We start from the raw sequence: 24063 nt of genomic DNA on the forward strand, positions 1-24063 counted from the left end.
ACCCCCCCCGTCTATGAATCCAAAATGCGAACGAATAGCTGGCGCAACGTCTCCCTTACGTTTTGCTGGGAACGTCGAGCGGCAGCAGCTCCCTAAATGTGGAGTCACCCTCGCCCACGTCTACCAGGCACCAGCGCTTATGACGGTCGATCTTCTTTACGCGGGCCTCTTGCCCCACCAAGGGCCCCTGTTCTATGTGCAACACGCCGTCTTCTATGCGCGCAACGCTGTTGCGTACCACGCCGTCGTCGTCGAGCACGCTGCAATACCAATCCTGCGCATCGTCCGGCATGGGCATGTACGCCCGCTCCCTACTGCCGGCGATGCGACAGCCAAAGCTCAACTGGGCCAAAGCCCTATCGAGCGAGGCGGCATCGTGCGTGGCGACGAAGAAATATTCCTTGTACATGGGTTTGGTTTGGAGCGACCATGCACCGTCCCGCTTAAACCAGAACTCCTTTTGCATCACAAAAGCGTTCTGCATCAGCTCGTGCGGGATAATGCGGCGGACCTTTTCGCAGGTCTCGCGCTCTTTGCCGTTGGGGGTGTAAACCAGATACCAGCGGACGCGGTCATGCTGGCTGATGGTGGTGGCGCCGTTAAATGCGCCCGGCAGCTGCCCTTGGCGCCGTGCCGTCTGCTCCATGTTCTCGCCCCCCTCCTCTTGGCTTTGCGATGCACGCAAATGCAGGGGCGTTTAGAACAGGCTTCTCGCTCGCAGCTAGGCGCAGTCGCAAAAGTACAGGTTTTTGTATCTTTCGACAGACGACATTATACGAGCAATTAATCAGCGTTTGCCCAGATTACGCAAAATGTACTGCTAGTAGGTACATCTCCATACCCCTCTATAAAAACCTGTACCTTTTTGTGCAACAAAAAAAGCCGCTCAACCAGCGGCTTTTCTTAATTCGGCATGAAAAAAAGGCGACCGCCCTTTGTGGACGGTCGCCTATGTTAATTGTTGTGCAGCTTGCCTTAGGCGCGGGTCTTGATCTCCTCGGTCACCTTCGCAACAAACTCGTCGACGCTCATCTGAACGGTCTCGTTGGAGCGATCGCGGACGGAGATGTTGCCGGCCTCGACCTCCTTCTCGCCCAAGATGAGCATGTAGGGCACGCGGTCGATGCTGCGGGCCTCGCGGATCTTGTAGCCGATCTTCTCGTCGCGGTCGTCGCAGACCACGCGAATGCCGGCCTCCTCCAGCTTGGCGCACACCTCGTGGGCATAGTCGCGGCTCTTCTCAGAGACGGGAAGCGCCTTGACCTGCACGGGGGCCAGCCAGGTGGGGAACTTGCCCGCAAAGTGCTCAATCAGAATACCAATGAAGCGCTCGATGGAGCCAAAGCATACGCGGTGCAGCATGATGGGGCGCTTCTTGGTGCCGTCGGCGTCCACGTACTCCAGATCAAAGTTGAGCGGCATCTGGAAGTCGAGCTGGACGGTACCGCACTGCCAGGTGCGGCCGAGCGAGTCCTCCAGATGGAAGTCGATCTTGGGGCCGTAGAAGGCGCCGTCGCCCTCGTTGACCTCGTAGTCCATGCCCAGCTTCTCCAGAGCGGTGCGCAGGCCCTCCTCGGCGCGAGCCCAGTCCTCATCCGAACCCATGGAGTCCTCGGGGCGGGTGGAAAGCTCAACGTGGTACTTAAAGCCAAACTTCTGATACACGGAGTCGATCAGATTGACCACACCCACGATCTCGTCGGTCAGCTGGTCGGGACGCACAAACAGGTGAGCGTCGTCCTGGTTAAAGCAGCGCACGCGGAACAGGCCGTGCAGGGCGCCGCGCAGCTCGTGGCGGTGTACCAGGCCAATCTCGCCGGCGCGGATGGGCAGCTCGCGATAGGAGTGCGGCTTGGAGGCGTACACCAGCACGCCGCCCGGGCAGTTCATGGGCTTAATGCAGTACTCTTCGTCGTCGATGACGGTGGAGTACATGTTGTCCTTGTAGTGGTCCCAGTGGCCCGAGGTCTTCCACAGCTGCTTGTTCATGATGAGCGGCGTGGAGATCTCCACGTAGCCGGCCTTGTGGTGGATCTCGCGCCAGTAGTCCAGCAGCGTGTTCTTAAGGATCATGCCGTTGGGCAGGAAGAACGGGAAGCCGGGAGCCTCGTCGCGCATCATAAAGAGGTCCATCTCGCGGCCAATCTTACGGTGGTCGCGCTTCTTGGCCTCCTCCAGCATGTGCATGTGCTCGTCGAGCTCCTCCTTGGTGGCAAAGGCGACGCCGTTGATGCGGGTGAGCATCTTGTTGTCCTTGTCGCCCTTCCAGTAAGCGCCCGAGACGCCGGTGAGCTTAAAGGCCTTGAGCGCCTTGGTGTAGCAGATGTGGGGGCCGACGCACATGTCGATGTAGTCGCCCTGCTGGTAGAAGGTGATACGGGCGTCGTCGTCCAGGTCGCCGATGTGCTCGACCTTGTACTTCTCGCCGCGCTCCTCCATAAGGGCGATGGCCTCGGCGCGGGGCTTCTCAAAGACGGTGAACCTGAGGTTCTCCTTGACAATCTTCTTCATTTCGGCCTCAATCGCGGGGAAGTCGTCCTCGCTGATCTTGACGCCCTCGGGCAGGTCGACGTCGTAGTAGAAGCCGTTGTCGGTCGCGGGGCCGTAGGCAAAGTCGGCCTGGGGGTACAGACGCTTGATGGCCTGCGCCATGATGTGCGCGGCAGAGTGGCGGATGACGTGCGTGACCTCGTCCTGCGGGAGCTCGGCCACCGAACCGTCATTGTAGAGTGCCTTCATGGGTATGTTTTCTCCTCTCGGATGCCTGATGCAAGTGCGTGCGATGCGCTCGGCGTTTTTGACTTGCATCATTATAGGCAGGTTGCCTTGGTATACAAGCGCCCGCCGCACCTAAATGGCACGGCGGGCGATTTTCTACGCATGCTTCATCGTGTGGGCGCGGGGTGTGGGGCGCGCGTGGCTTGCGGCGTGCCCGTGGCTTGCGTCCGGCCCGGCGATGGATGCGTTACTGGATGCGAGTTCGGCAGTAGGGGCAGACTTTCCAGTGCGCATCGAGCGGGCGATGGCAGCTGGGGCAGACGTTACGAACCTGGGTATCGCACACCGGGCAGACGACGAAGTCCTTCTCGATGGGCGCGCCGCACTGCGGGCAGGTGCCGTACTGGGCAAGCTGGCGCTCGCGCAAGGCCATGTCCAGCTCCTGCTCCTCGCGGTCAGACGCATAGGAGTGCGGACGCAGGACCAGGTAGGCGATGAGACCCACAAACGGGATGAGGGCGATGATGCCCCATGCCACGTAGGCGCTGGCGCCGCGGCGGCGAGCGTCGATGAACACATAGACGACCGACAGCACATACAGGGCGATGATAAAGCCAACGAAGGCATAGACGACGCCCATAAGCTGCGGCGACATGAGCTCGGAGATGTACTTGGACATTACGGGTACCTTTCGGAATATTAACAGTCCGGTCAAGTTTACCACGGGGTTTGTTTATATGGGACCACGGCTAGGGGCGGGGCTGGCGCGGACACAAACATCTCAATCTGTAACAGGTGGAGGCGAAATCCGGGTCTAGGTGTTACAGATTGAGACACAGGGCCCCTCCCCGACTTCAATCTCGATCTGTAACATCTTGGGCCCCAAAACCCCTCTTACTGTTACAGATCGAGACATTCAAAATCCGCCGGAAGGTTTGTCTCGATCTGTAACATCTAGAACCCAAATCATCAGCTAACTGTTACAGATCGAGACAAAGAAAAAACTCCAGACCGAATGTCTCAATCTGTAACAGTTGCTCAGCAAAAACAGTCCCAGATGTTACAGATCGAGACAAATCTCCGGCATCGAAGGTAGCAGACGAGGTTATCGACGTTACTGAGTCTCCCCTCTCCTGCCGTTGGCGGGTGTTGCGGGGCTGTTCGCCGCATTGCCGCCGCGCTGGGGATGTATAGACCGTAGGATAGTATTATTGACAGCCTGTCAACTCGTCTGGGAGGCACCGTGAGCGAAACGTTTGATATCGCGATTGTCGGCGCGGGCATCACCGGATGCGCCATCGCGCGGCAGCTCGCGCGATATGACCTGTCCATTTGCGTAGTCGAGGCGGCCAACGACATCGCGTTTGGGGCGTCGAAGGCCAACGGCGGCCTGGTGCACGCCGGTTACGATCCGGCGCCGGGCACGGTTAAGGCGCAGGTCAACGCCCGCGGCTGCGAGTTGTACGGTACGTGGGCGCAGGAGCTGGGCTTTCTGTTCTGCCGCACCGGTTCGATGGTGCTGGGCTTTAACGACGAGGACCGTGCGCATCTGGAGCAGCTGCGCAGCAACGGCCATGTCAACGGTGTGCCCGAGCTGTCGATCGTCGGACCCGACCGCATCCACGAATTAGAGCCACGCGCCAGTGCCGATGCAACGTGCGCGTTGTGGTGTCCCTCGACTGGGTTTGTCGACCCGTTTGAGGTTGCCATCGCCGCACTGGAGAACGCCGTGGCCAACGGGGTGACGTTTATGCGCTCCGCACCCGTGGAGGCGATTGAAGTCGCGGGCTCGGTCGACGACGCGCGCTTTACGCTGGCGACCCCCGCTGGCAACGTGCGCTGCCGTTACCTGATCAACGCCGCGGGCAACGGCGCCGCCGACATCTCGCATATGGCGGGCGCCGAGGAGTTCCAGATGGTCTGGCGCCAGGGCAACATCGTGGTGCTGGACAAGGAACCGCGCACGCTCATGCCGCTCTACCCCGTGCCGACGCCGGTGTCGAAGGGCGTTATCGTGACAGGCACCGTGCATGGCAACACCGTGATCACCGCCACGGCTGCTGTGCGCGAGCCGGGCGACACGCAGACCTATGCGAGCGATGTGAACGCGCTGCTGACCGGCGCGCGCAAGCTGGTGCCCGACCTGGACACGCGCCGCGTGGTGCGCGCGTTTGCCGGCGGGCGTCCGGTCATTCAGGGGACGAACGACTTCTTTATTGGGCAGTCGGCCGTGGTGCCAAGGCTTTTCCAGGCGGCGGGCATTCAGTCGCCGGGCGTGGCGAGCGCGCCGGCCATTGCCGAGCGCATGGAGCTTGTGATGCGTGAGGCGGGCGTGGAGCTGCACGAGCGGACGGACTGGAACCCAATTCGCCGCGAGCCGGACGACTTTGACCGCGCACCGCTGGCGCGTAAGGAGGAGCTGATCGAGTCCGATCCCGCGTGGGGACAGATTGTCTGCCGCTGCGAGACGGTGCCCGAGGCCGAGATTGTGGCCGCGATTCGGCGCCGCCCGGGCGCGGTTTCGGTCGAGGGCGTCAAGCGCCGCTGTCGTGCCGGCATGGGTCGGTGCCAGAGCGGTTTTTGCCAGAGCCGTGTGGTGGCGATTCTTGCCCGAGAGCTGGACTGCGACCCCAGCGAGGTATTACTGGAGGACGCCGGCTCCTGGCTGGTCGAGGGACCTTTGAAGGGGGTGCGCTAGGATGGCGAAATTCAAATCGAGCGCGATTGATTGCGGCGTCGTAGAAGCCGTACAAACGCAAGCCTTCGACGTGGTCGTTATCGGCGGCGGCCCCGCCGGCATGGCGGCCGCGCTGGCCGCGCATAAGGCCGGAGCGCGCGTGGCCATCGTGGAGCGCGAGCAGCACCTGGGCGGAATCCTCCGCCAGTGCATCCACCCCGGCTTTGGCCTGTCGCACTTTAAACAGGAGCTCACCGGTCCCGAGTACGCGCAGCGCTTTATCGACCAGGTGCACGCAACCGACATTGCGCTGTTCCTCAACAGCATGGTGCTTGGGATTGATTCAGGCGAGCCTGCGGAAGACACCGAGGTCCATACCGTCACGCTCATGAACCCTGCCGGCATGTTGCAGCTCACCGGGCGCGCGGTCGTCCTTGCCATGGGTTGCCGTGAGCGCACCCGCAGCGAGATCAAGATCCCCGGCAGTCGTCCCGCCGGTGTGTTTACGGCGGGCCTGGCGCAGCGATACATCAATATCGAAAACCTTAAACCCGGCTCGCGCGCCGTCATTTTGGGCTCGGGCGACATCGGGCTTATCATGGCGCGCCGCTGCACGCTCGAGGGGATTTCGGTCGAGGGCGTGTACGAGCTCATGCCGTACGCCAACGGACTGCGCCGCAACGTCAAGAACTGCCTAGACGACTTTGGCATTCCGCTGCACCTGTCCACCACCGTCACGCGCGTGATCGGGCACGACCGTGTGGAGGCCGTCGAGGTAAGCCAGGTCGACGAGCACCTGGCACCCATTCCGGGGACCGAGCGCATTGTTCCGTGCGACACGCTGCTGCTTTCGGTGGGATTGATTCCCGAGAACGAGCTTTCGGTTGCCGCAGGCGTGGAGCTTGACCCGCGCACGCGCGGCGCCGTGGTGGACCAGAGCTTGCAGACGGGCGTGCCGGGCATCTTTGCCTGTGGCAACGTGCTGCACGTGCACGACCTGGCCGACAACGTGACGACCGAGTCCGAGCGCGCCGGTGCGGCTGCGGCGGCGTGGGCGTTGGGCGGCGACGCCGGGGCGAGCGCTGCGGGCACGAGCTGCGAGCTCACGGTCTCCCCTGCCGGCATCGCGGGCTACGCGCTGCCGGGACGCATTACGGCCGTGGCGCTCACCAAGCTCAACTTCCGCGTAAGCCGACCCGTCGACGCCGCCCGCGTGCGCATTCTGGCAGGCGACGAGGAACTGTTTGCCGGCAAGGTCCGCGCGTTTAAGCCGAGCGTTATGGAAAGCTTCCCACTGCCGGCAAAGGTCATCAAGCAGGCGCTCGACCTGGGTGCCAGCGAGATTGTCCTATCCGTCGACCCCGTCGAGGAGGCATAAACTATGAGCGACACCGTGATCGAAACGCTGCAGTTCAACTGCACAACCTGCCCATCCGAGTGCCTCCTAACCGTAGAGGTGGAGCGCGACGCCAATGGCGCCGTGGTAGAAGCGCGCTCCGTAACCGGCAACAACTGCCCGCGCGGCGATAAGTTCGCACATCAGGAGCTCACCTGCCCCATGCGCGTGCTCACCACCACCGTGACCGTATCCGGCGGCGACGTGGCGCTGCTGCCTGTGCGCACGGCCGAAGCCATCCCGCTGGCACTCCACGCCCAGGCCATGGACCTCATCCGCGGCCTCGTCGTCGAGGCCCCCATCCGCATGAGCGATGTAGTCCTCCCCAACCTCCTGAACACGGGCATCGACCTCATCGCCAGCATGGACGTAGAGTAGCTAATTTGGGACGGGGCTCTTTTAGCTACCCCGCCATCCACCCCGCCCCTCCTCAATTGCGGTGAAATAGTTCCTGATTTCCGCCAAAACCCCGGCATCCAGGAACTATTCCACTGCAACTTGCCTTGGGATCGATATTTAGATTATGCCTACTTTAGTGCCATTTCAAAACTATGCCGGATTACGGGGCTGATTCGGAGACCCCCATCCATACCGGCATTTTTCGATTTGTGATACGCCGTCTACCTGCGGTTTTAATTTCGCAATTTTTCCCATGTTCAAGTAATACAGGTCCAGCCCCGTAATCCGCCATACTTTTGAAACCAGCCCATTTGGGACGGGCCTCTTATGACTCCTTTTGTCTGCATGCTTGCCGGGCCGACTATGCCAAGGAGTGTCCCGAAGTGCCGGCATAAAAGGAACGTCCCTATCTGCCGGGCTTGGGATACCATGGTGGCACCCTAGCGAAAGGATGTTTCATGGCACATGTCGATGACCAGCGTGTGGCGCGCGTGCTCGATGCGCTCGAGGCTCAGCACCCCGGCGCGCAGCTGCTCGTAAACGACCCGTGGTCGATTTATTACCTGACCGGCTTTTATGCCGATATGTTCGAGCGTTTTTGCGGCGTGCTGCTCGCGCGCGATGACGAGCCCGTGATCTTGGTCAACGCGCTGCATCAGCTGCCCGAGTATGACAATGCCCGCGTCGCCTATCACACCGACACCGAAGTCGTGACAGACGCTATCGCTCGCGAGGTCGATCCGACCAAGCCGCTTGGCATCGACACCGTCATGCGTTCCGGCTTTTTGATGCCCCTTATGGAGCGCCATACCGCGAGCGAGTTTTTCCTAGGCGATTTTGCCGTCACCGCTTCACGCACCCACAAGGATGCCGCCGAGCAGGAGCTCATGCGCATGTCCTCGGCCGCCAACGACGCCGTGATGGTCGACGCCATCAAGCTCGTTCACGAGGGCGTAACGGAGCGCGAAATTGCCGACCAGATGCTCGGCCTGTACCGCAAGCACGACTGCGAGGGCTTTAGCTTTCCGCCCATCGTGAGCTTTGGCGCCAACGCCGGCGATCCGCATCACGAGCCCGACGACACCGTACTCAAGCGTGGCGACGTGGTGCTGTTCGACATTGGCGGACGCCGCTGCAACTACTGCTCGGACATGACGCGTTCATTCTTTTGGGGCGAGCCGGACGAGGAGACGGAGCGCATCTACGATATCGTGCGCCGCGCCAACGAGGCCGCCGAGGCGCTCATCGCGCCGGGCGTGCGCATGTGCGATCTGGACCGTGCCGCGCGCGACGTGATTGAGGACGCTGGCTACGGCAAGTACTTCACGCATCGCCTGGGCCACTCGATCGGCCTGCAGGACCACGAGCCGGGCGACGTTTCCCTTGTCAACGAGCAGGTCGTAGAGCCGGGCATGACGTTCTCTATCGAGCCGGGCATCTACCTCCCCGGCCGCACCGGCGTCCGCATCGAGGACCTGTGCCTGGTTACCGAGTCCGGCGTCGAGATCCTCAACGCCTACCCCCACGACCCAGTCAGCCTAGACTAGCCTGGTCCCCAAGCCCCCAAACTAAGTTGCGGTGGAATAGTTCCTGGATGGGCTGCTAGAACCCAAAAACAGGAACTATTTCACCGCAACTGATGAGGGGATGGGTTAACGGAGCAGCCCCGCTACTTCGCCGGCTAGGGTGATGGTACCGGCTGCTACGAAGGGCTCGCCCGCGGCATCGAAGGCAGCGAGGGCCTCGGACACGCTCGGATACACGCCCGCGAGCTTGTCGGCGTCCACAAGTGCGGCAAGCTCCTCTGCCGACAAGGCGCGGTCGGAATCGGTCTGGGTCACAACCACGCGCGGGAAGGCCGGGATCAGTACGTCAACGATGCCTGCCACGTCCTTGTCGGCCAGCGCAGCGCACAGCAGCGTGGGGCGATTCTCCACGCACGGATCGATCTCGTCCAGCGCGCTCACAAAGTTCTCGCAGCTCTGAGGGTTATGGCAGGCGTCGATCAGCTTGAGCGGATCGGTTCCCAGCACATCAAAGCGACCCGGCGTGGGACAGCCCATAAGCGACGCATCGAGCTTGTCATGATCGAGCTCGCGACCCAGATACCCCTCGCACAGCATAATCGCGCACGCAGCATTCTGCGGCTGATACGCCGGCTTAACCATGCTCGACGTATAGATGGCACGCGGCGTAGTACAGCTAAACTCCACGGTATCTCCCACGTGCTCCGGCACCTTGGTCGTGGCATGGTTCACCACCAGCGGCACAATGCCGCACTCGCGACAACGCGCATCCATCACGCGCTGAACACTCGCCTCATGCGTGCCCTCGCCCAAAACAACCAGGCGCCCAGGCTTAATAACCGCAGCCTTCTCCCCCGCAATGGCCTCGAGCGTATCGCCCAAAATTCGTGTGTGGTCGAGCCCGATGCCGGTGATGGCAACGGCGACGGGATCGGTCGCGCTCGTAGCATCCCAGCGTCCGCCCATGCCAACCTCGAGCACGGCGACATCCACCGCGGCCTCGGCAAACACTGCAAGTGCAGCAGCCGTCAGCAGGTCAAACGGCGTGATGGAATAGGCGCGCTCCCCCGCCGCCACACGACGGGCATTCACTCGATGTCCCGCCTCAACAGCGGCAGAAACGCCACGGGCAAACGCCTCATCGCTCACAACGCAACCGTCAACCTCCATGCGCTCGGGATAACGCACCAGCTGCGGCGACGTATACAGTGCGGTCTTTAACCCCTCACCACGAAGGATGGCAGCCGAAAAACGCGTGGTCGAAGTCTTGCCATTAGTACCGGCAACCTGAATGCAATCGAAATACTCATCTGGACGCCCGAGCTCATCGAGCATATCGACAACCGTCTCGAGCAAAGGACCAGCATCCCCGGAAATCCGCCCCGTATCAGCAGCCAGCCCAACAGCCTCATCAAACGAAAGCAAATCAAACTCAAAAGGAACGGTATACAAGCCGGAACGCTTAGGCATTTTTAGAACCGCCATTCATAGAAAAATAAAACAGTATAGGTTGAGGATAGTCAGCGAAAACGCCTCTGATGAGCCAAGGTGCCGTGAAACAAGGGCGCATAGGGCTTATGCCCATGCGCCCGAAGTTGAACGGCAGATTGGCCATCAGAGGCGTTTGCAGCGTCGAGTCAGCCGCCGTTCGTTAGAACGGCGGAATAGGTGTCCGCAGCGGAGAGCAAAGCATCGGGACGCGCCCCCGAGTAAACCTTACGAGAAGTCTGCAACCTGGGCAGTCAGCGCCGCCAGGATCTCCTTGAGCTCAGCTGCACGGTCCCTCTTCTTCTGGACCACCGCAGGCGCGGCCTTAGCCACAAAGCCCTCGTTAGCAAGGGTCTTCTCGCAGCCGGCGAGCTCCTTCTGCGCAGCGGCGATCTCCTTCTCCAGGCGCGCCTTCTCGGCCGAAAGATCAACCTTGCCCTCGAGCACCACAAAGACCTCGACACCGCTATCGACCACGGCGATGCTCGCAGCCGGCTTCTCGACGTCGGTACCCATGACCAGCGAAGCGGTGTTCGTCAGCGGCTCGATGGTCGAACGCAGGCTCTCGAGCTTCTCGATGTCCTCGGCGCCGGCGCGCACGACCACGTCGAGCTCGGCCTTGGGGCTCAAGCGATAACGCGAACGCGTGGCGCGAGCGGCAGACACGACGGTACGGCACAGCTCAAACGCGCGCTCGGCGTCCTCGTCAACATACTTGTCGTAGTCGGCGGGCTCGGGCCACTTGGCGATCATGAGCGCCTCGGCGCGGTTCACGTTGCCCTCGGCGTCCAGGTCGAGCACGCTCGCCGGCATGTTGTCCCAGATCTCCTCGGTGACAAACGGCATAAGCGGGTGCATCAGGCGAATGGAGGTGTCGAGCACAAAGATCAGGTTGCGCTGCGCCTGCAGACGGCCCTCGCCCTTCAGACGGGCCTTGGTGACCTCGACGTACCAGTCGCAGACCTCGTTCCAGAAGAACTGCTGCACGCCGCGGGCCATATCGCCAAAGGTGTAGTTCTCAATACCCTCGGTGACCATCTTGACGGCCTTGGCCAGGCGGCTGAACATCCAGGCGTCGGCCGGCGTCTCCACGACGGGCTCGCCGGGCGTGTAGCCCTCCATGTTCATAAGCAAAAAGCGGCTGGCGTTCCAGATCTTGGTCACAAACGACTTGGCCTGGTCGGTACGCGGGCTGTCGATGAGCTTCTTGGTCTTCTTGTCGATGTTCGCGTCGAACTTAACATCCTGGTTGTTGGTGCAGAGCGTCAGCAGGTTGTAGCGCATAGCGTCGGCACCGTACATGCCAATGAGGTCCATGGGGTCAACGCCGTTGCCCTTGGACTTGGACATGCGGCTGCCGTCCTTGGCAAGGATCGTCGGGTAGATGACGACGTCCTTAAACGGCACCTCGTCCAGGAAGTACAGCGAGCTCATGACCATGCGGGCGACCCACAGCGCGATGATGTCGCGCGCGGTGACGAGCGCCGTCGTGGGATGATGGCCCTCGAGCAGCTCCGGCTTTTGCGGCCAGCCCTGCGTGGCGAAGGTCCACAGCTGCGAGCTGAACCAGGTGTCCAGCACGTTCTCGTCCTGATGCACGTGATGGCCTCCGCACTTAGGGCACACGTCGGTGTCCTCGGTCAGGGCGTCCTCCCAGCCGCAGTCCTCGCAGTAGAACACGGGGATGCGATGGCCCCACCACAGCTGGCGCGAGATGCACCAATCCTTGAGGTTCTCCATCCAGGTGGTGTAGGTCTGCGTCCAGCGCGCGGGGTGGAAGGTGACCTTGCCGGAGTTGACGGCGTCGAGCGCCGGCCCCTTGAGCTTGTCGACGGCGACGAACCACTGCTCCGACAGCCACGGCTCCAGGGCGGAGTCGCAACGGTAGCAGTGCATGACGGAGTGATCATGCTCCTCGACGTGGTCGAGCAGACCGTGCTCGTCGAACCACTTGATGACGGCCTCGCGGCACTCGTCGCGGTTCATGCCGGTGAACTCGCCGTAGCCCTCGACGACCACCGCGTGCTCGTCGAAGATATTGATCTGCGGCAGGTCGTGGGCCTGACCCATGGCGTAGTCGTTGGGGTCGTGGGCCGGGGTGACCTTGACGAAGCCGGAGCCAAAGTTGGCATCGACGTGCCAATCCTCAAAGATGGGGATCTCGCGGTCGACGATGGGGAGCTTGACGGTCTTACCCACAAAGGCGGCCTTCTCGTGGTCCTTCGGGGAAACGGCGACGCCCGTGTCGCCGAGCATGGTCTCGGGGCGCGTGGTGGCGACGACGATGTAGTCCTGGCCGTTAACCGGCTCGGTCAGCGGGTAGCGCAGGTGCCACAGATGGCCCTTCTCATCCTTGTACTCGGCCTCGTCGTCCGAGATAGCGGTGGTGCAGTTGGGGCACCAGTTGACGATGCGCTTGCCGCGATAGATCAAGCCGTCGTGGTACCAGTCGCAGAACACCTTACGCACGGCCTGGGCGTAGTCCTCGTCCATGGTGAAGCGCTCGTTGTCAAAGTCGACGGAGCAGCCCATGCGCTTGATTTGCTCGACGATGATGCCGCCGTACTCGTGGGTCCAGTCCCAGCAAGCGTCGACAAACTTGTCGCGACCAATCTCCAGGCGGCTGATGCCCTCACTCTTGAGCTTCTTGTCGACCTTAGTCTGCGTGGCGATACCGGCGTGATCGGTACCGAGCACCCAGCGCGTGGACTTGCCGCGCATGCGGGCCATACGGACGATGGCGTCCTGGATGGAGTCGTCGGTAGCGTGGCCCATGTGGAGCTTGCCGGTCACGTTGGGAGGCGGAATGGTGACGGTGCAGTCGCCCACGCCCTCACGGCGCTTATAGTAACCGCCGTCGAGCCACTTCTGCAGGATCGCCGGCTCGTTGGTCGACGGATCGTAGTTCTTGGGCATCTCTTCCATATATCTCTCCCTGTCCCGCCGGGGAGGAATGTAGGCCCGATTTTCACTCGGTCAGGTCCTGGGCTCGCTCGAAGACCACATTAAGTGGTCTTCGGCTCGTGCGGAATCTACGAAAATCGGGCCTACATTCCTCCCCTTAGGTATCGATTACTTCAGTCTGAATTGACTTCGCTTTGGCTTAAACAAACACACAGAATAACACAGGTAGTTGGGGTTATTGCGTATATATAAAATAGCCTCCGACCGCGGATGGTCGGAGGCTATTTGCAAGCACGTTTTAGGCAGGTCTAGCCGTAGATGCGTTGGGGTTGTTCTTCGCCCTTTACGGAGGCTTCGGTCACGATGACCTTGGTGACGCCCTCCTCACTGGGAAGGTCGAACATCGTCTGCTGCAGTACGTCCTCGCAGATGGAGCGCAGGCCGCGGGCTCCGGTCTTGCGGGCGAGCGCCATGCGGGCGATCTCGTGCAGGGCGGCGTCCTCAAACTCAAGCTCGACGTCCTCGAGCTGGAACATCTTGCGGTACTGGCGCACGACGGCGTTCTTGGGCTCGGTCAGGATCGACACCAGGTCGTCCTCGTCGAGCGCCTGCGTCTGGGTGACGACGGGCGTACGACCCACGAACTCGGGGATCATGCCAAAGGCGTTGAGGTCCTGCGGGAGCACCTGACGCAGCAGGTCGTTCTCGTCGACCGAGGTGGGACCGGCGATCTCGGAGTTAAAGCCCACGCCCTTGTTGCCCACGCGGTCGGCGATGATCTTATCCAGGCCCACAAAGGCACCGCCGCAGATGAACAGGATGTTGGTCGTATCGATCTGCAGCAGCTCCTGCTGAGGATGCTTGCGGCCGCCGGTGGGCGGAACACTTGCCACCGTGCCCTCAAGAATCTTAAGCAGCGCCTGCTGAACGCCCTCGCCCGAGACATCGCGAGTGATGGACAGGTTCTCGGCCTTGCGGGCGATCTTGTCGATCTCGTCCACGTAGATGATGCCCACCTGCGCGCGCTCAATATCGCCATCGGCGGCGTTGATGAGCTTGAGCAGGATGTTCTCCACATCCTCGCCCACGTAACCGGCCTCGGTGAGCGCGGTGGCGTCGGCGATGGCAAACGGCACCTCGAGGATGCGCGCGAGCGTCTGGGCGAGCAGGGTCTTGCCGGTGCCGGTGGGACCGAGCAGCAGGATGTTGGACTTGGCGAGCTCCACCTCGTCCATATCGTCGTCGAGCTGCGAGTCCAAACCGTCGTCAAAGGCCGAAAGCGCAGCACCGCCCTCGATCACACGGCGGTAATGGTTGTACACGGCAACCGACATGGCGCGCTTGGCGTCCTCCTGACCCATGACATAGGCCGAAAGCTCGTCATAGATCTCGTGCGGCGTCGGCACGTGCGTGATGACCTGGCGGTCGTCCTCGAGCTCAAAGCCCTCGGTCTCGGGGTCCACAGCGGGCTGCCCGGCAGCCTGGCCGTGGTCGTTGAGGAAGCCCGGCAGCTTGCCATTGCGGGCAGCGTCCATAAAGTCCGAAGCCAGCGACTCCTCCAAGATCTCAGAGCAGGCGGCAACGCACTCGTCACAGATAAAGATGTTGGTCGGGCCCTTTACGAGGCGTCGGACCTGGCCCTGCTCTTTTCCGCAGAAGGAGCAGCGGATGGGGTTGCCGTTCTCGTCAAAGTTGTCCTGCATGTTTCCTGCCATCCTAGGCGTCCTTCGCGGCGAGGTCGCGCGAGGTAACGATACGGTCGATCAGGCCGTAGTCGAGGGCCTCGGCAGCGGTCAGGTAGTTGTCGCGCTCGGTATCGGCCTGGACCTTCTCGATGGGCTGGCCCGACGCGTCGGACAGGATCTGGTTGAGCTCGCGGCGGGTCTTCTTGATCTCCTCGGCAACGATCTCGATCTCGGTCTGCTGGCCCTGGGCACCGCCGCTGGGCTGGTGAATCATGACTTTGGAGTGCGGCAGGCAGAAGCGCTTGCCCTTAGCGCCGGCCGAAAGCAGCACGGCGGCCATGGACGCGGCCATACCGACGCAGATGGTGGAGACCTGCGGCTTGATGAAGTTCATGGTGTCAAGAATCGCCAGGCCAGAGTAAACCTCGCCACCGGGCGAATTGATGTAGAGCGAGATATCCTTCTCGGCATCCTGGCTCTCAAGATGCAGCAACTGGGCAACGACCAGGTTGGCGCTGACGGAGTTGATCTCCTCGCCCAAAAAGATGATGCGGTCGTTGAGCAGGCGCGAATAGATATCGTAGCTGCGCTCGCCGCGCGGCGTCTGCTCGATAACGTATGGCACGAGGGCGGAATCGAACTTAGCGATCATACGCATCTCCATTTCTCTCTTGCGGACCAAATTGGTTCTAGATAAACGTACGGTGCCCGCATGCTATGCATTGGCTGGCACCGTACGAAGCAACCGGATAACCGGTGTATAACTTTACCCCATCACAGGCGCACGCATGCGCTCGCGGGCAAGGTGGCGAGAATTACTCGGCGTCCTTGGCGGTCTCGTCGACCTCGGTCACCTTGGCGTTCTCGACCAGGTGGTCGACGGCCTTGGAGCGACGGATAGACTCACGGACGGCAGGCATGCGGCCATCGGCGATGAACTCGGCCTTGGAAGCCTCGACGTCCTTGACGCCGGCCTTCTCGAACTCGGCGTTGATGTCGTCCTCGGTGACCTCAATCTTGAGCTCGCGGGCGAGGGCGTCGAGCGCCAGGGACTCACGGGCAACGTCGTTGGCCTGCTTGTGCAGGTCGCCGATGAACTGCTCCATGGTCAGGCCGGAAGCGGGCAGCCAGGTGTCCAGCGTCATGCCGCGGGCAGCGAGGTTGGACAGGAAGTTCTGGCCAAGCTCCTCAAAGACGGACTGCTCGTAGTCGGCATCCATCTCGTCGAGCTGCAGGCGCTCGGCGAGAGCGGAGACGCAACGGTTCTCCTTCTCGGCCGGGAGGCGGGAAGCCTTGTCCTGCTCGATCTCGATCTTGATGGCGTCGCGCATAGCGTCGATGCTGTCAAAGCCAAAGTCGGACTTGACGAGCTCGTCGGTGAGCTCGGGGGTGTTGCGGACCTTGATGCCCTTGACGGTGACCTCGACGGTGTGGGTCTCGGCCTCCTCGCCCTCCTCGGCCTCGTCGGTCCAGGTGACGGACTTGACGTCGTCAACGTTGGCGCCGATCAGAGCCTCGTTGAACTCGGCGGGGTTGCTGTCGCTACCGGCGATGAGCATACGGCCCTCGGCGGCGAAGTTATCGGCGTTCTCGACGGCCTTGAGGTCGACGGTGACGTAGTCCTCGGCCTCGACGGCGCGACCCTCGACGTCCTCGAAGGTGGCACGGTAGTTGAGAAGCATCTCGACCTGGTTGTTGATCTCGGACTCGGTGACCTCCGCAGGGGGCATCTCGATCTCGACAGCGTCGAAGGAGGAGAGCTCAGCGGCGGGACGCACGGAGAACTCGACGGTGTAGGTGTAGTCCTCGTGATCCTTGGCGAGGTCGAGCTCCTTGTAGTCACCGCTCTTGGTGGGGACGATGTCCAGCTCGTTGAGGACGGCGGGCTCGTTGGCTGCGATCAGATCGTTGGTGGCCTGAGCGAGGGTAGCCTCGGCGCCAAGAGCGGAATCGATGACCGGACGGGGAGCCTTGCCGGCACGGAAGCCCGGGAAGCGGTACTTCTTAGCGGTGTCCTTGTAGGCCTTCTTGATCGCGGCGTCGACGTCGGCGGCCGGGATGGTGACCGTAGCGGTGAGCTTGGCGTCCTTGACGTCAGAAGCGGTGATGTTCAACACGTTCCTCCTCATACTGCCCAGCTTATCTGAGGTGCTGGTACCTTTATGCAACAAAGAGTCGCGACGGCCGAAGCCGACGCAGATGCGTTGGTGCGGGCGAAAGGACTCGAACCTTCACGGGAATCCCACCAGAACCTAAATCTGGCGCGTCTACCAATTCCGCCACGCCCGCATGAGCGCACAGACTAGGAATGATAGCAGATACGAACGACAAGCGCACGCACACGTTTTACAGGCTCACGACCTCACCACGAGTGCGAAAGGCGGGGCGAGTTGCCCCGCCCCGCCCATTACGACTTGTTCGCCGACCCGCTACTCCCCCAGCAGGGCCTTCTCGGGCGTGATCGGCAGCGAGCGCACCTGGTGGCCGGTGGCGTGTGCCACTGCCGAGGCCACGGCGGCGAGCGGCGTGTTAATGACGACCTCGCCGATCGACTTGGCGCCAAACGGGCCCGTCGGCTCGTAGCTCGGCTCAAAGGCCACGCGAATACTGCCGATGTCCAGGCGCGTGGGCAGCTTGTAGCTCATAAAGTTGTCGGTGCGCAGGCGGCCGCGGTCGTCGTGCTCGACGATCTCGTAGAGCGCGTGGCCGATGCCCTGGGCAATGCCGCCCTCGGCCTGGACGCGCGCGAGTGCCTCGTTGATCACGGTGCCGCAGTCCACAGCCGCCGCGTAGTCCACCACAGTCACCTTGCCGGTGGCCTTGTCGACCTCGACCTCGGCAATGCCGGCCATAAACGGCGGAGGCGAAACGGGCAGGCAGGCAGAAGCATGCGAGGTGAGCGCGTCGCCGCCCGCGATGTTCTTGACGCACAGGTTGGCAAAGTCGCGCAGCGTGAGGTAGCGGTTCTGCTCGCGCGCGGCGCGCTCGTCGGACAGACGCACGTACTGGCCATCGAAGACCACGTCGGCGGCGTCCACATCCCACATCTGGGCGGCCTTGGCACAAATCTTCTCACGCAGCTCGGTCGCGGCGTTCTTGGCGGCAAGGCCCGTCACGTAGGTACCGGAGCTCGCGTACGAACCGGCGTCGAACGGCGACACGTCGGTGTCCACGCCGCGCACCACGATCAGCGAGCTCTCCACGCCCAGCTCCTCGGCGGCAATCTGCGCCAGGATCGTGTCGACGCCCATGCCGTTATCGGTGGCGCCGGTGCCGATGGTAATGAAGCCGTCCTCTTCCAGGCGCATGTCGATGCCGGCGATATCAACGTTGGAAATGCCCGAGCCCTGCATGGTGAGCGCACAGCCCAGAGCACGCACGCGGTCGCCCAGGTCCACAGCCAGCGGCTTGTCGCGCCAGCCGATCATGTCCATCGCGCGCAGCAGGCAGCGGTCGAGCGCGCAGGCGTTGAGCTTCTCGTTGTAGTACTGCGGCATGATCTCGCCCTCGCGCACGATGTTCTTAAGGCGCAGGTCGGCGGGGTCCATGTGCAGCATGTCGGCAAGCTCGTTGACGGCGCTCTCCACGGCAAACTGGCCCTGGGTGGCACCGTAGCCGCGATACGCGCCGCCGCGGTTGGTATTGGTGTAGACGGCGTCCCAGCTAAAGCGGCTCGCCTTCACGTGGTTGTAGATGGGCAGGCTCTTGTGGCCCGACAGGCCGATCGTCGTGGTAGCGTGCTCGCCGTACGCACCGGCGTTGGACAGCGTATGCAGATCGATGGCCGTGATGGTGCCGTCGTTCATGGCGCCCAACTTGACGGTCATCTGCATCTGGTGGCGCGAGTTGCCCGCGGTGATGGTCTCCTCGCGGGTGTAGCAGCAGTAGCTCGGACGGCCGGTCTGCTGCGTCACAAACGCAACGAAGATCTCGCAGCAGCCCGTCTGCTTGGAGCCAAAGCCGCCGCCGATGCGCGGCTTAATGACCTGCACCTGCGACTGCGGAATGTCGAGCGACTGCGCGACCATGCGGCGCACGTGGAAGGGCACCTGCGTAGAGGTGGTCACCGAGATGCGGCCGAACGCATCTGTCGTCGCGAAGGCGCGGAAGGTCTCCATGGGCGCAGTCTGCGTGGCCTGGCTGGTGTAGGTGCGCTCAAAGACGATGTCGCTCTGGGCGAAGGCCTCGTCAAGGTCGCCAAAATCGCTGGTACCGCTGCACACCAGGTTGCGCGGGACATCGCCGCCCTGCGGGAACATAAAGGTCACGTCGCCCTCGGGGTGGACCACGATGTCGTTATCGAGTGCCTTGGTAAAGTCGAGCAGCGGCTCGAGCACCTCGTAGTCGACCTTGATGAGCTTGAGTGCCTTGTCGGCGGCCTCCTCGGTTTCGGCGGCAACGATCGCCACCTCCTCGTTTTGGTAACGCACGAGGTTCTCGAGAATTAGGCGGTCGTAGGGACTCGGCTGCGGATAGCTCTGGCCAGCGATGGTAAAGCGGCGCTTGGGCACGTCCTCGTAGGTGTAGACGCCCACCACGCCGGGAACCTTCAGGGCGCGCGACGTATCGATGGAGCGGATCTTGGCGCGGGCATAGGGGCTGCGCTTGAGTTTGACGATCAGGGCGCCGGCGGGCACCATATCGCCCGTGTAGACGGGACGGCCCTCGAGCAGCGCCTTCGAGTCCTTCTTGGGCTGCTTATGGGTGATCTGCTTGTACGAGACACCGTCGCAGCTGGTGTCGTTGACCGGCAGCTCGGGCATCTCAAAGCCCACCTGCACGCCGGACTCGTTGAGGAAGCGGACAATGGCGCGCAGCTGGCTCTCGTAGCCGCTGCAACGGCAGAGGTTGCCGGCGAGCTGGCGCGACAGCTCCTCGCGCGTGGCGACGAGGCTCGGGTCCTCCTTGGCGGCGCGGGCAAGCGCCAGCACGTTCATGATAAGGCCGGGGGCGCAAAAACCGCACTGCTCGGCGCCTTCGGCAGCCATCGCGCGGGCAAGCGCCTCGGACTCGGCCTTGAGACCCTCGAGCGTGGTGATGGTATGGCCCTCGACGCGCGCGGCGGGAACCGAGCAGCTCAGCACCGGGTCGCCGTCGAGCCACACCGTGCACAGGCCGCAGTTGGTGGTCTCGCAGGCGCAGCGCACCGACGCGCAACCCTGCTCGCGCAAAAGCGAAAAGAGCATGGTATCGGGGGCAATCTGAACCTTGACCTTGCGGCCGTTGAGCGTAAAGGAAAGATCGATGAGTTTGGCAGCCATTAGCGCACCTCGCTAGAATCGACGCCGGGCACGCGGCGGCAGGAATACTCGTCCGTGGCGAACTTGGGGATCTGCACGGTCTCGAGCTCGCGGGCAAGCGCGGCAGAAAGCTCGATGCCGGCGGCACGGCGCACGGCCTGGATGGCGAGCGGGGCCGAGATGCGGCGGCGGTAGTCGGCCGAGCCCCACAGGTTGGTTCCGTAACTCAGGGCACGCACGGATGCAGCAAGGGCGCGAAGCTCGTCCTCGGAAGGCTGCTCGTTGGTAAGGCCGCACGCCACGCCCTGCAGCAGGGTCGCGCGCAGCGGGCGGGCGCCCACGGTGACGTGCCAAGTGTTGTTCCACCAGGCGGCGGTGAAGTTCAACGAGGGGAAGTCGGTCGCGGCCTTGCGCACGGCCTCGTAGCTCGCACGGTAATCGTGTTTAACGACCACGACGCGCTCAATCACGTCGCGCACGTAGCCCATATCCACGAACTCGGCAAGCGGTACGCGGCCGGCGCCCGTCAGCTCAACGTACGAGTCGAGCGCCAAAAAGGCCGAAAGCACGTCCGAGAAGCCAAAGCGGCCGTAGATGCTACCGCCCACCGTGGCGGTATTGCGCAGCTGCACGCCCACGATGTCGTGGACGGCGAACTCAAAAACATTGTTGACAAGCACGTTGAGCCCGGCATGACGCTCGAGCTGGCGCAGGGTGCACATGGCACCGATGCGAAACTCGGTCTCGGTCTCCTCGATCTGATCGAGTCCGCAGGCCGAAAGGTCAATCGCCGTCGCCACGCGACGCGATCCCAGGCGCATCCAGATGCCGCCGCCCACAATCTTGTTGTTGCGGTTCTTCTGTAAGAGCTCATAGGCTTCGGCCGCGTTTCCAACACGGACGTAGGTACCGAACTTGAGCACGTTCTCCCCCATCTCTTCACTTGTCCAGTACCTTTAAGTGTACCAAACGAGGGGGCATAGCTCGTGTCGGGACAAAATGAACCGTTTTCCTCCGTCGCATGCGGATCAAAAAAGGCTCCCGGCGTTGAGCCGAGAGCCTCATTACATGCTATGTCAGGCAGGGTTTAGCAGACGCCCTGGGCGAGCATGGCGTCGGCTACCTTCAGGAAGCCGGCGATGTTGGCGCCCATGACGAAGTTGCCCTCCTCGCCGTACTCCTTGGCGGTGTCGTCCACGTTGTGGAACATGCCGCGCATGAGCTGCTCGAGCTTGCCATCGACCTCCTCGAAGGTCCAAGACAGGTGCTCGGCGTTCTGGCTCATCTCCAGGCCGGACACGAGCACGCCGCCGGCGTTGGCAGCCTTGCCGGGCATAAAGGCGACGCCGTTCTCCTGGAAGTAAGTCGTGGCCTCGATGGTCGTGGGCATGTTCGCGCCCTCGCCGACCACCTTGCAGCCGTTGGCGACGAGCGCCTGGGCGTCCTCGAGCAGCAGCGTGTTCTCGCGAGCGCAGGGCAGCGCGATGTCGCAGGGCAGCTGCCACACGCCGCGGCCGTCGCCCTCGTGCCACACGGCACCGGGCTTCTCGTCAACGTACATGGCGAGCGTGACGCCCTTATCATGGCCGGAACGCTTCTGGTTGTAGACGTGCTCGAGCACGGAGTAGTCGATGCCGTCGGGATCCTCGACCCAGCCGTGGGTATCGGAGCAGGCCAGCACCTTGCCGCCAAGCTGGGAAACCTTCTGGACGGCGTAGATAGCGACGTTGCCGGAGCCGTGAACGACGACGTTCTTGCCCTCGAAGGAGTCGCCGCGGCTCTTGAGGTACTCGTCCACAAAGTAGACCAGGCCGTAGCCAGTGGCCTCGGTACGGGCGAGCGAGCCGCCAAAGGAGAGGCCCTTGCCGGTGAGGACGCCGGTCCACTCGTTGGTCAGACGCTTGTACTGACCGAACATGTAGGCAACCTCGCGGCCGCCAACGCCAAGGTCGCCGGCGGGGACGTCGGTGTTGGGGCCGATGTGGCGATAGAGCTCGGTCATGAAAGACTGGCAGAAGTGCATGATCTCGTTGTTGGACTTGCCCTTGGGGTCAAAGTCAGAGCCGCCCTTGCCGCCACCCATGGGAAGGGTGGTCAGGCTGTTCTTGAGGATCTGCTCCAGACCCAGGAACTTGAGCATGCCCAGAGTGACCGTCGGGTTAAAGCGCAGACCGCCCTTGTAGGGTCCAATGGCAGAGTTGAACTCGACGCGGTAACCGCGGTTGACCTGGACCTTGCCCTGGTCGTCGACCCAGGGAACACGGAACATGACGATGCGCTCGGGCTCGACGAGGCGCTCCAGCAGGGCGGCCTCCTCGTACTCGGGGTGGGCGTCGAGCGCCGGCTGGATGGTGCCGAGGATCTCGGTCGCGGCCTGGATGAACTCAGGCTGCTCGGGATAGCGGGCCTTGAGCTCGTCGAGAACTTTCTGCGTGTAGCTCATGCTTCCTCCAATTGATGGAAAAGAAAGGTGTCGTTCGCGGCGCCCCATGCGCCGTGAGCTTTATCGAGTATGGATAATATCGCACTGTTGCTACAAAGTTACGAATAAGGCAACGAGCGGATGTTTCATTTTGATTACGATGCAGGTAGATAGCTTTTTGACCGCCTGACGAGCAAATCGCGTGTTTCGAAGCTGTTTCCTGCACGCTTCGAAACCACCACAAAGGGGACAGGCACCTTTGTGGTGGTGTTGACGGCTAGAGGACGAGCTGATGGTAGTCGGCTGGGGTTATGCGGCCCTCGGTGGCGGCGCGGAAGGCGGCGAGCGCATCGCCCGAGAACGGCATGACCCAGCACAGCCCGCAGCCGGCGTTAATGGAGCCCGGCAGCGGCATGATGCGCCCGGGCACACCGGCGGCAAGGCAAAGCTGCTCGCATTCCATCACATCGAAGGTGCTGTCGAACGACACGATGATCTTGCGTTCGTGGTCGAGGGCATCACCGGACGGGCCTTCGCGGTGTGCCTCACGATACGCCGCGGCAGCCGCTTCCTCTTCCGCGGTATGTCCACAGCCACCACATCCGCAGGTACAGGGTTCGGACCCATCGCAAGTGCAGGGCTCTCCCGTGTCGGGACAAATATCGTGAGACATGGCAACTCCCATCGTCTAGGCGAGCAGCTCGGCTGCCGCAAACTCATCGGGTGTATTGACGTTTTCGAAGCAGAGCGTGGAGCCGGCGACCTTAACAATCTGCGGCTCATCCATATAGCCGGCCTGAACGCGATTGATCAGGCAGCGAATGCGCTGGCGGTCGCAGGCAAGCAGCTCGTGGGCAACCGGCGCACACACGTCACAGCGCCAGACGGCGCAAAGCGGCTCAATCCCCCGCTCCTCGCGCGGCACGCACACATCGAGCGCCTCGGCCTCAACACGATCGGCAAGCGCGCCGATCAGTTCCGGCGAGACAAACGGCATGTCGCAGGCGACGATCGCCACGAGCGGCAATCGGGCCGCGGCCAACGAGCTCGCGATGCCGCGCATGGCACCGGCGGGACCGTCGACGTCCATCACCACGCGGGGGCGCAGGCCATCAAACATAAGCTCCTCAAGATAGGCAAGCTCGCTGGGACGCGAAGTCGTCACAACCAACTCGCCGGCAATTGGCGCCAGCCGACCCAGCACGCGCTCGATGAGCGGCTCGCCGCAAAACGCCATGCGAGCCTTATCGCAGCCCATGCGCGACGACAACCCGCCCGCTTGAACGACACAAGAAAGATCGGCCCGTCTTACGGTAATCATACGGCAAAACACCTCCATCGGCATGCTCGAAACCCGGTGCACGAAGCTAAATACAGCCGCCGAAATAACGGCGCTACGAAAAGCTCGTGCAAAAACAAAACAGCGCCTTTGCGGCACGCAGCAAGACCGCGAGCACAAAAGCGCTGGTAGCGTATGGCGGGAACGTATGTGAATCGAACACATCCAAGACGTTTTGCACGCCTCGCAACGGTTTTGAGGACCGCGGAGCCCACCGGAGCCCATCCGTTCCCAAGTGCGGCGGTATTTTACCAAACCGAACAGTCAAT

Annotated in this window: 17 protein-coding genes, 2 tRNA genes and 1 pseudogene; 4 read left to right on the top strand and 16 right to left on the bottom strand. The window is 62.3% G+C overall.

What is annotated here, in order from left to right; translation table 11 throughout:
* Positions 1–55: 55 nt before the first annotated feature.
* From PMW70_RS00760 to PMW70_RS00770, 3 genes are all read right to left on the bottom strand, one after another.
* Positions 56–646 carry a hypothetical protein gene (locus tag PMW70_RS00760; RefSeq protein ID WP_271743588.1) on the bottom strand — a complete coding sequence of 197 codons (591 nt, stop codon included), beginning with the start codon at positions 644–646 and terminating at the stop codon, positions 56–58.
* Positions 647–975: 329 nt separating this feature from the next.
* Positions 976–2739 carry a threonine--tRNA ligase gene (gene thrS, locus PMW70_RS00765; protein ID WP_271743589.1) on the bottom strand — a complete coding sequence of 588 codons (1764 nt, stop codon included), beginning with the start codon at positions 2737–2739 and terminating at the stop codon, positions 976–978.
* A gap of 226 nt (positions 2740–2965) precedes the next feature.
* A complete protein-coding gene (locus tag PMW70_RS00770) occupies positions 2966–3397 on the bottom strand; it encodes a double zinc ribbon domain-containing protein (protein WP_055251579.1) in 432 nt (143 codons plus the stop codon).
* A 564-nt stretch (positions 3398–3961) separates the two neighbouring features.
* On the opposite strand from PMW70_RS00770, the gene PMW70_RS00775 reads away from it, so the two are divergent.
* The 4 genes from PMW70_RS00775 (at position 3962) to PMW70_RS00790 (ending at position 8737) form a co-directional block, all read left to right on the top strand.
* Positions 3962–5416 (top strand): NAD(P)/FAD-dependent oxidoreductase, encoded by a 1455-nt coding sequence (locus PMW70_RS00775; protein WP_271743590.1) that lies wholly within the window; start codon positions 3962–3964, stop codon positions 5414–5416.
* Position 5417: 1 nt separating this feature from the next.
* Positions 5418–6773: an NAD(P)/FAD-dependent oxidoreductase gene (locus PMW70_RS00780; RefSeq protein WP_271743591.1), complete on the top strand. Its 1356-nt coding sequence runs from the start codon at positions 5418–5420 to the stop codon at positions 6771–6773.
* Positions 6774–6776: 3 nt separating this feature from the next.
* Positions 6777–7169 carry a DUF1667 domain-containing protein gene (locus PMW70_RS00785; protein ID WP_271743592.1) on the top strand — a complete coding sequence of 131 codons (393 nt, stop codon included), beginning with the start codon at positions 6777–6779 and terminating at the stop codon, positions 7167–7169.
* Positions 7170–7648: 479 nt separating this feature from the next.
* A complete protein-coding gene (locus PMW70_RS00790; RefSeq protein ID WP_271743593.1) occupies positions 7649–8737 on the top strand; it encodes a M24 family metallopeptidase in 1089 nt (362 codons plus the stop codon).
* Between the two features lie 105 nt (positions 8738–8842).
* Here the strand turns inward: PMW70_RS00790 and PMW70_RS00795 are convergent, their stop codons facing one another.
* From PMW70_RS00795 to PMW70_RS00850, 13 genes and pseudogenes are all read right to left on the bottom strand, one after another.
* Positions 8843–10186, bottom strand: coding sequence for a bifunctional folylpolyglutamate synthase/dihydrofolate synthase (locus PMW70_RS00795; RefSeq protein ID WP_271743594.1), 1344 nt, complete (start codon positions 10184–10186; stop codon positions 8843–8845).
* Positions 10187–10432: 246 nt separating this feature from the next.
* The gene (locus PMW70_RS00800) at positions 10433–13129 is read right to left on the bottom strand and encodes a valine--tRNA ligase (RefSeq protein ID WP_271743595.1); all 2697 of its coding nucleotides are present in this window, start codon (positions 13127–13129) and stop codon (positions 10433–10435) included.
* A gap of 287 nt (positions 13130–13416) precedes the next feature.
* On the bottom strand, positions 13417–14823 hold the full coding sequence (clpX, locus tag PMW70_RS00805; protein ID WP_271743596.1) for an ATP-dependent Clp protease ATP-binding subunit ClpX: 1407 nt from the start codon (positions 14821–14823) through the stop codon (positions 13417–13419).
* A 1-nt stretch (position 14824) separates the two neighbouring features.
* Complete coding sequence (locus PMW70_RS00810; RefSeq protein ID WP_022095182.1) at positions 14825–15445, bottom strand: ATP-dependent Clp protease proteolytic subunit; 621 nt, start codon at positions 15443–15445, stop codon at positions 14825–14827.
* Positions 15446–15608: 163 nt separating this feature from the next.
* Positions 15609–16910 carry a trigger factor gene (tig, locus tag PMW70_RS00815; RefSeq protein ID WP_271743597.1) on the bottom strand — a complete coding sequence of 434 codons (1302 nt, stop codon included), beginning with the start codon at positions 16908–16910 and terminating at the stop codon, positions 15609–15611.
* Positions 16911–16998: 88 nt separating this feature from the next.
* A tRNA-Leu gene (locus tag PMW70_RS00820) sits at positions 16999–17082 on the bottom strand.
* Positions 17083–17222: 140 nt separating this feature from the next.
* The gene (locus PMW70_RS00825; protein ID WP_416378073.1) at positions 17223–19433 is read right to left on the bottom strand and encodes a xanthine dehydrogenase family protein molybdopterin-binding subunit; all 2211 of its coding nucleotides are present in this window, start codon (positions 19431–19433) and stop codon (positions 17223–17225) included.
* A 177-nt stretch (positions 19434–19610) separates the two neighbouring features.
* Positions 19611–20054 (bottom strand): annotated as a pseudogene (locus PMW70_RS09740) ((2Fe-2S)-binding protein); the annotation flags it as partial.
* Positions 20054–20968, bottom strand: coding sequence for an FAD binding domain-containing protein (locus PMW70_RS00830; RefSeq protein ID WP_271743599.1), 915 nt, complete (start codon positions 20966–20968; stop codon positions 20054–20056). The gene PMW70_RS00830 and the pseudogene PMW70_RS09740, both read right to left, overlap by 1 nt.
* A 152-nt stretch (positions 20969–21120) precedes the next feature.
* Positions 21121–22476 (bottom strand): NADP-specific glutamate dehydrogenase, encoded by a 1356-nt coding sequence (gene gdhA, locus PMW70_RS00835; protein WP_271743600.1) that lies wholly within the window; start codon positions 22474–22476, stop codon positions 21121–21123.
* A gap of 256 nt (positions 22477–22732) precedes the next feature.
* Positions 22733–23128, bottom strand: a complete 396-nt coding sequence (locus tag PMW70_RS00840) for a putative Se/S carrier protein (RefSeq protein ID WP_271743602.1) — start codon at positions 23126–23128, stop codon at positions 22733–22735.
* Between the two features lie 15 nt (positions 23129–23143).
* Positions 23144–23776 carry a molybdenum cofactor guanylyltransferase gene (gene mobA, locus PMW70_RS00845; RefSeq protein WP_271743603.1) on the bottom strand — a complete coding sequence of 211 codons (633 nt, stop codon included), beginning with the start codon at positions 23774–23776 and terminating at the stop codon, positions 23144–23146.
* A gap of 154 nt (positions 23777–23930) precedes the next feature.
* A tRNA-Sec gene (locus tag PMW70_RS00850) sits at positions 23931–24027 on the bottom strand.
* Between the last annotated feature and the right edge of the window lie 36 nt (positions 24028–24063).

It is taken from the genome of Collinsella aerofaciens (assembly GCF_028209625.1).
In the GTDB taxonomy this organism is placed as follows: domain Bacteria; phylum Actinomycetota; class Coriobacteriia; order Coriobacteriales; family Coriobacteriaceae; genus Collinsella; species Collinsella aerofaciens_AM.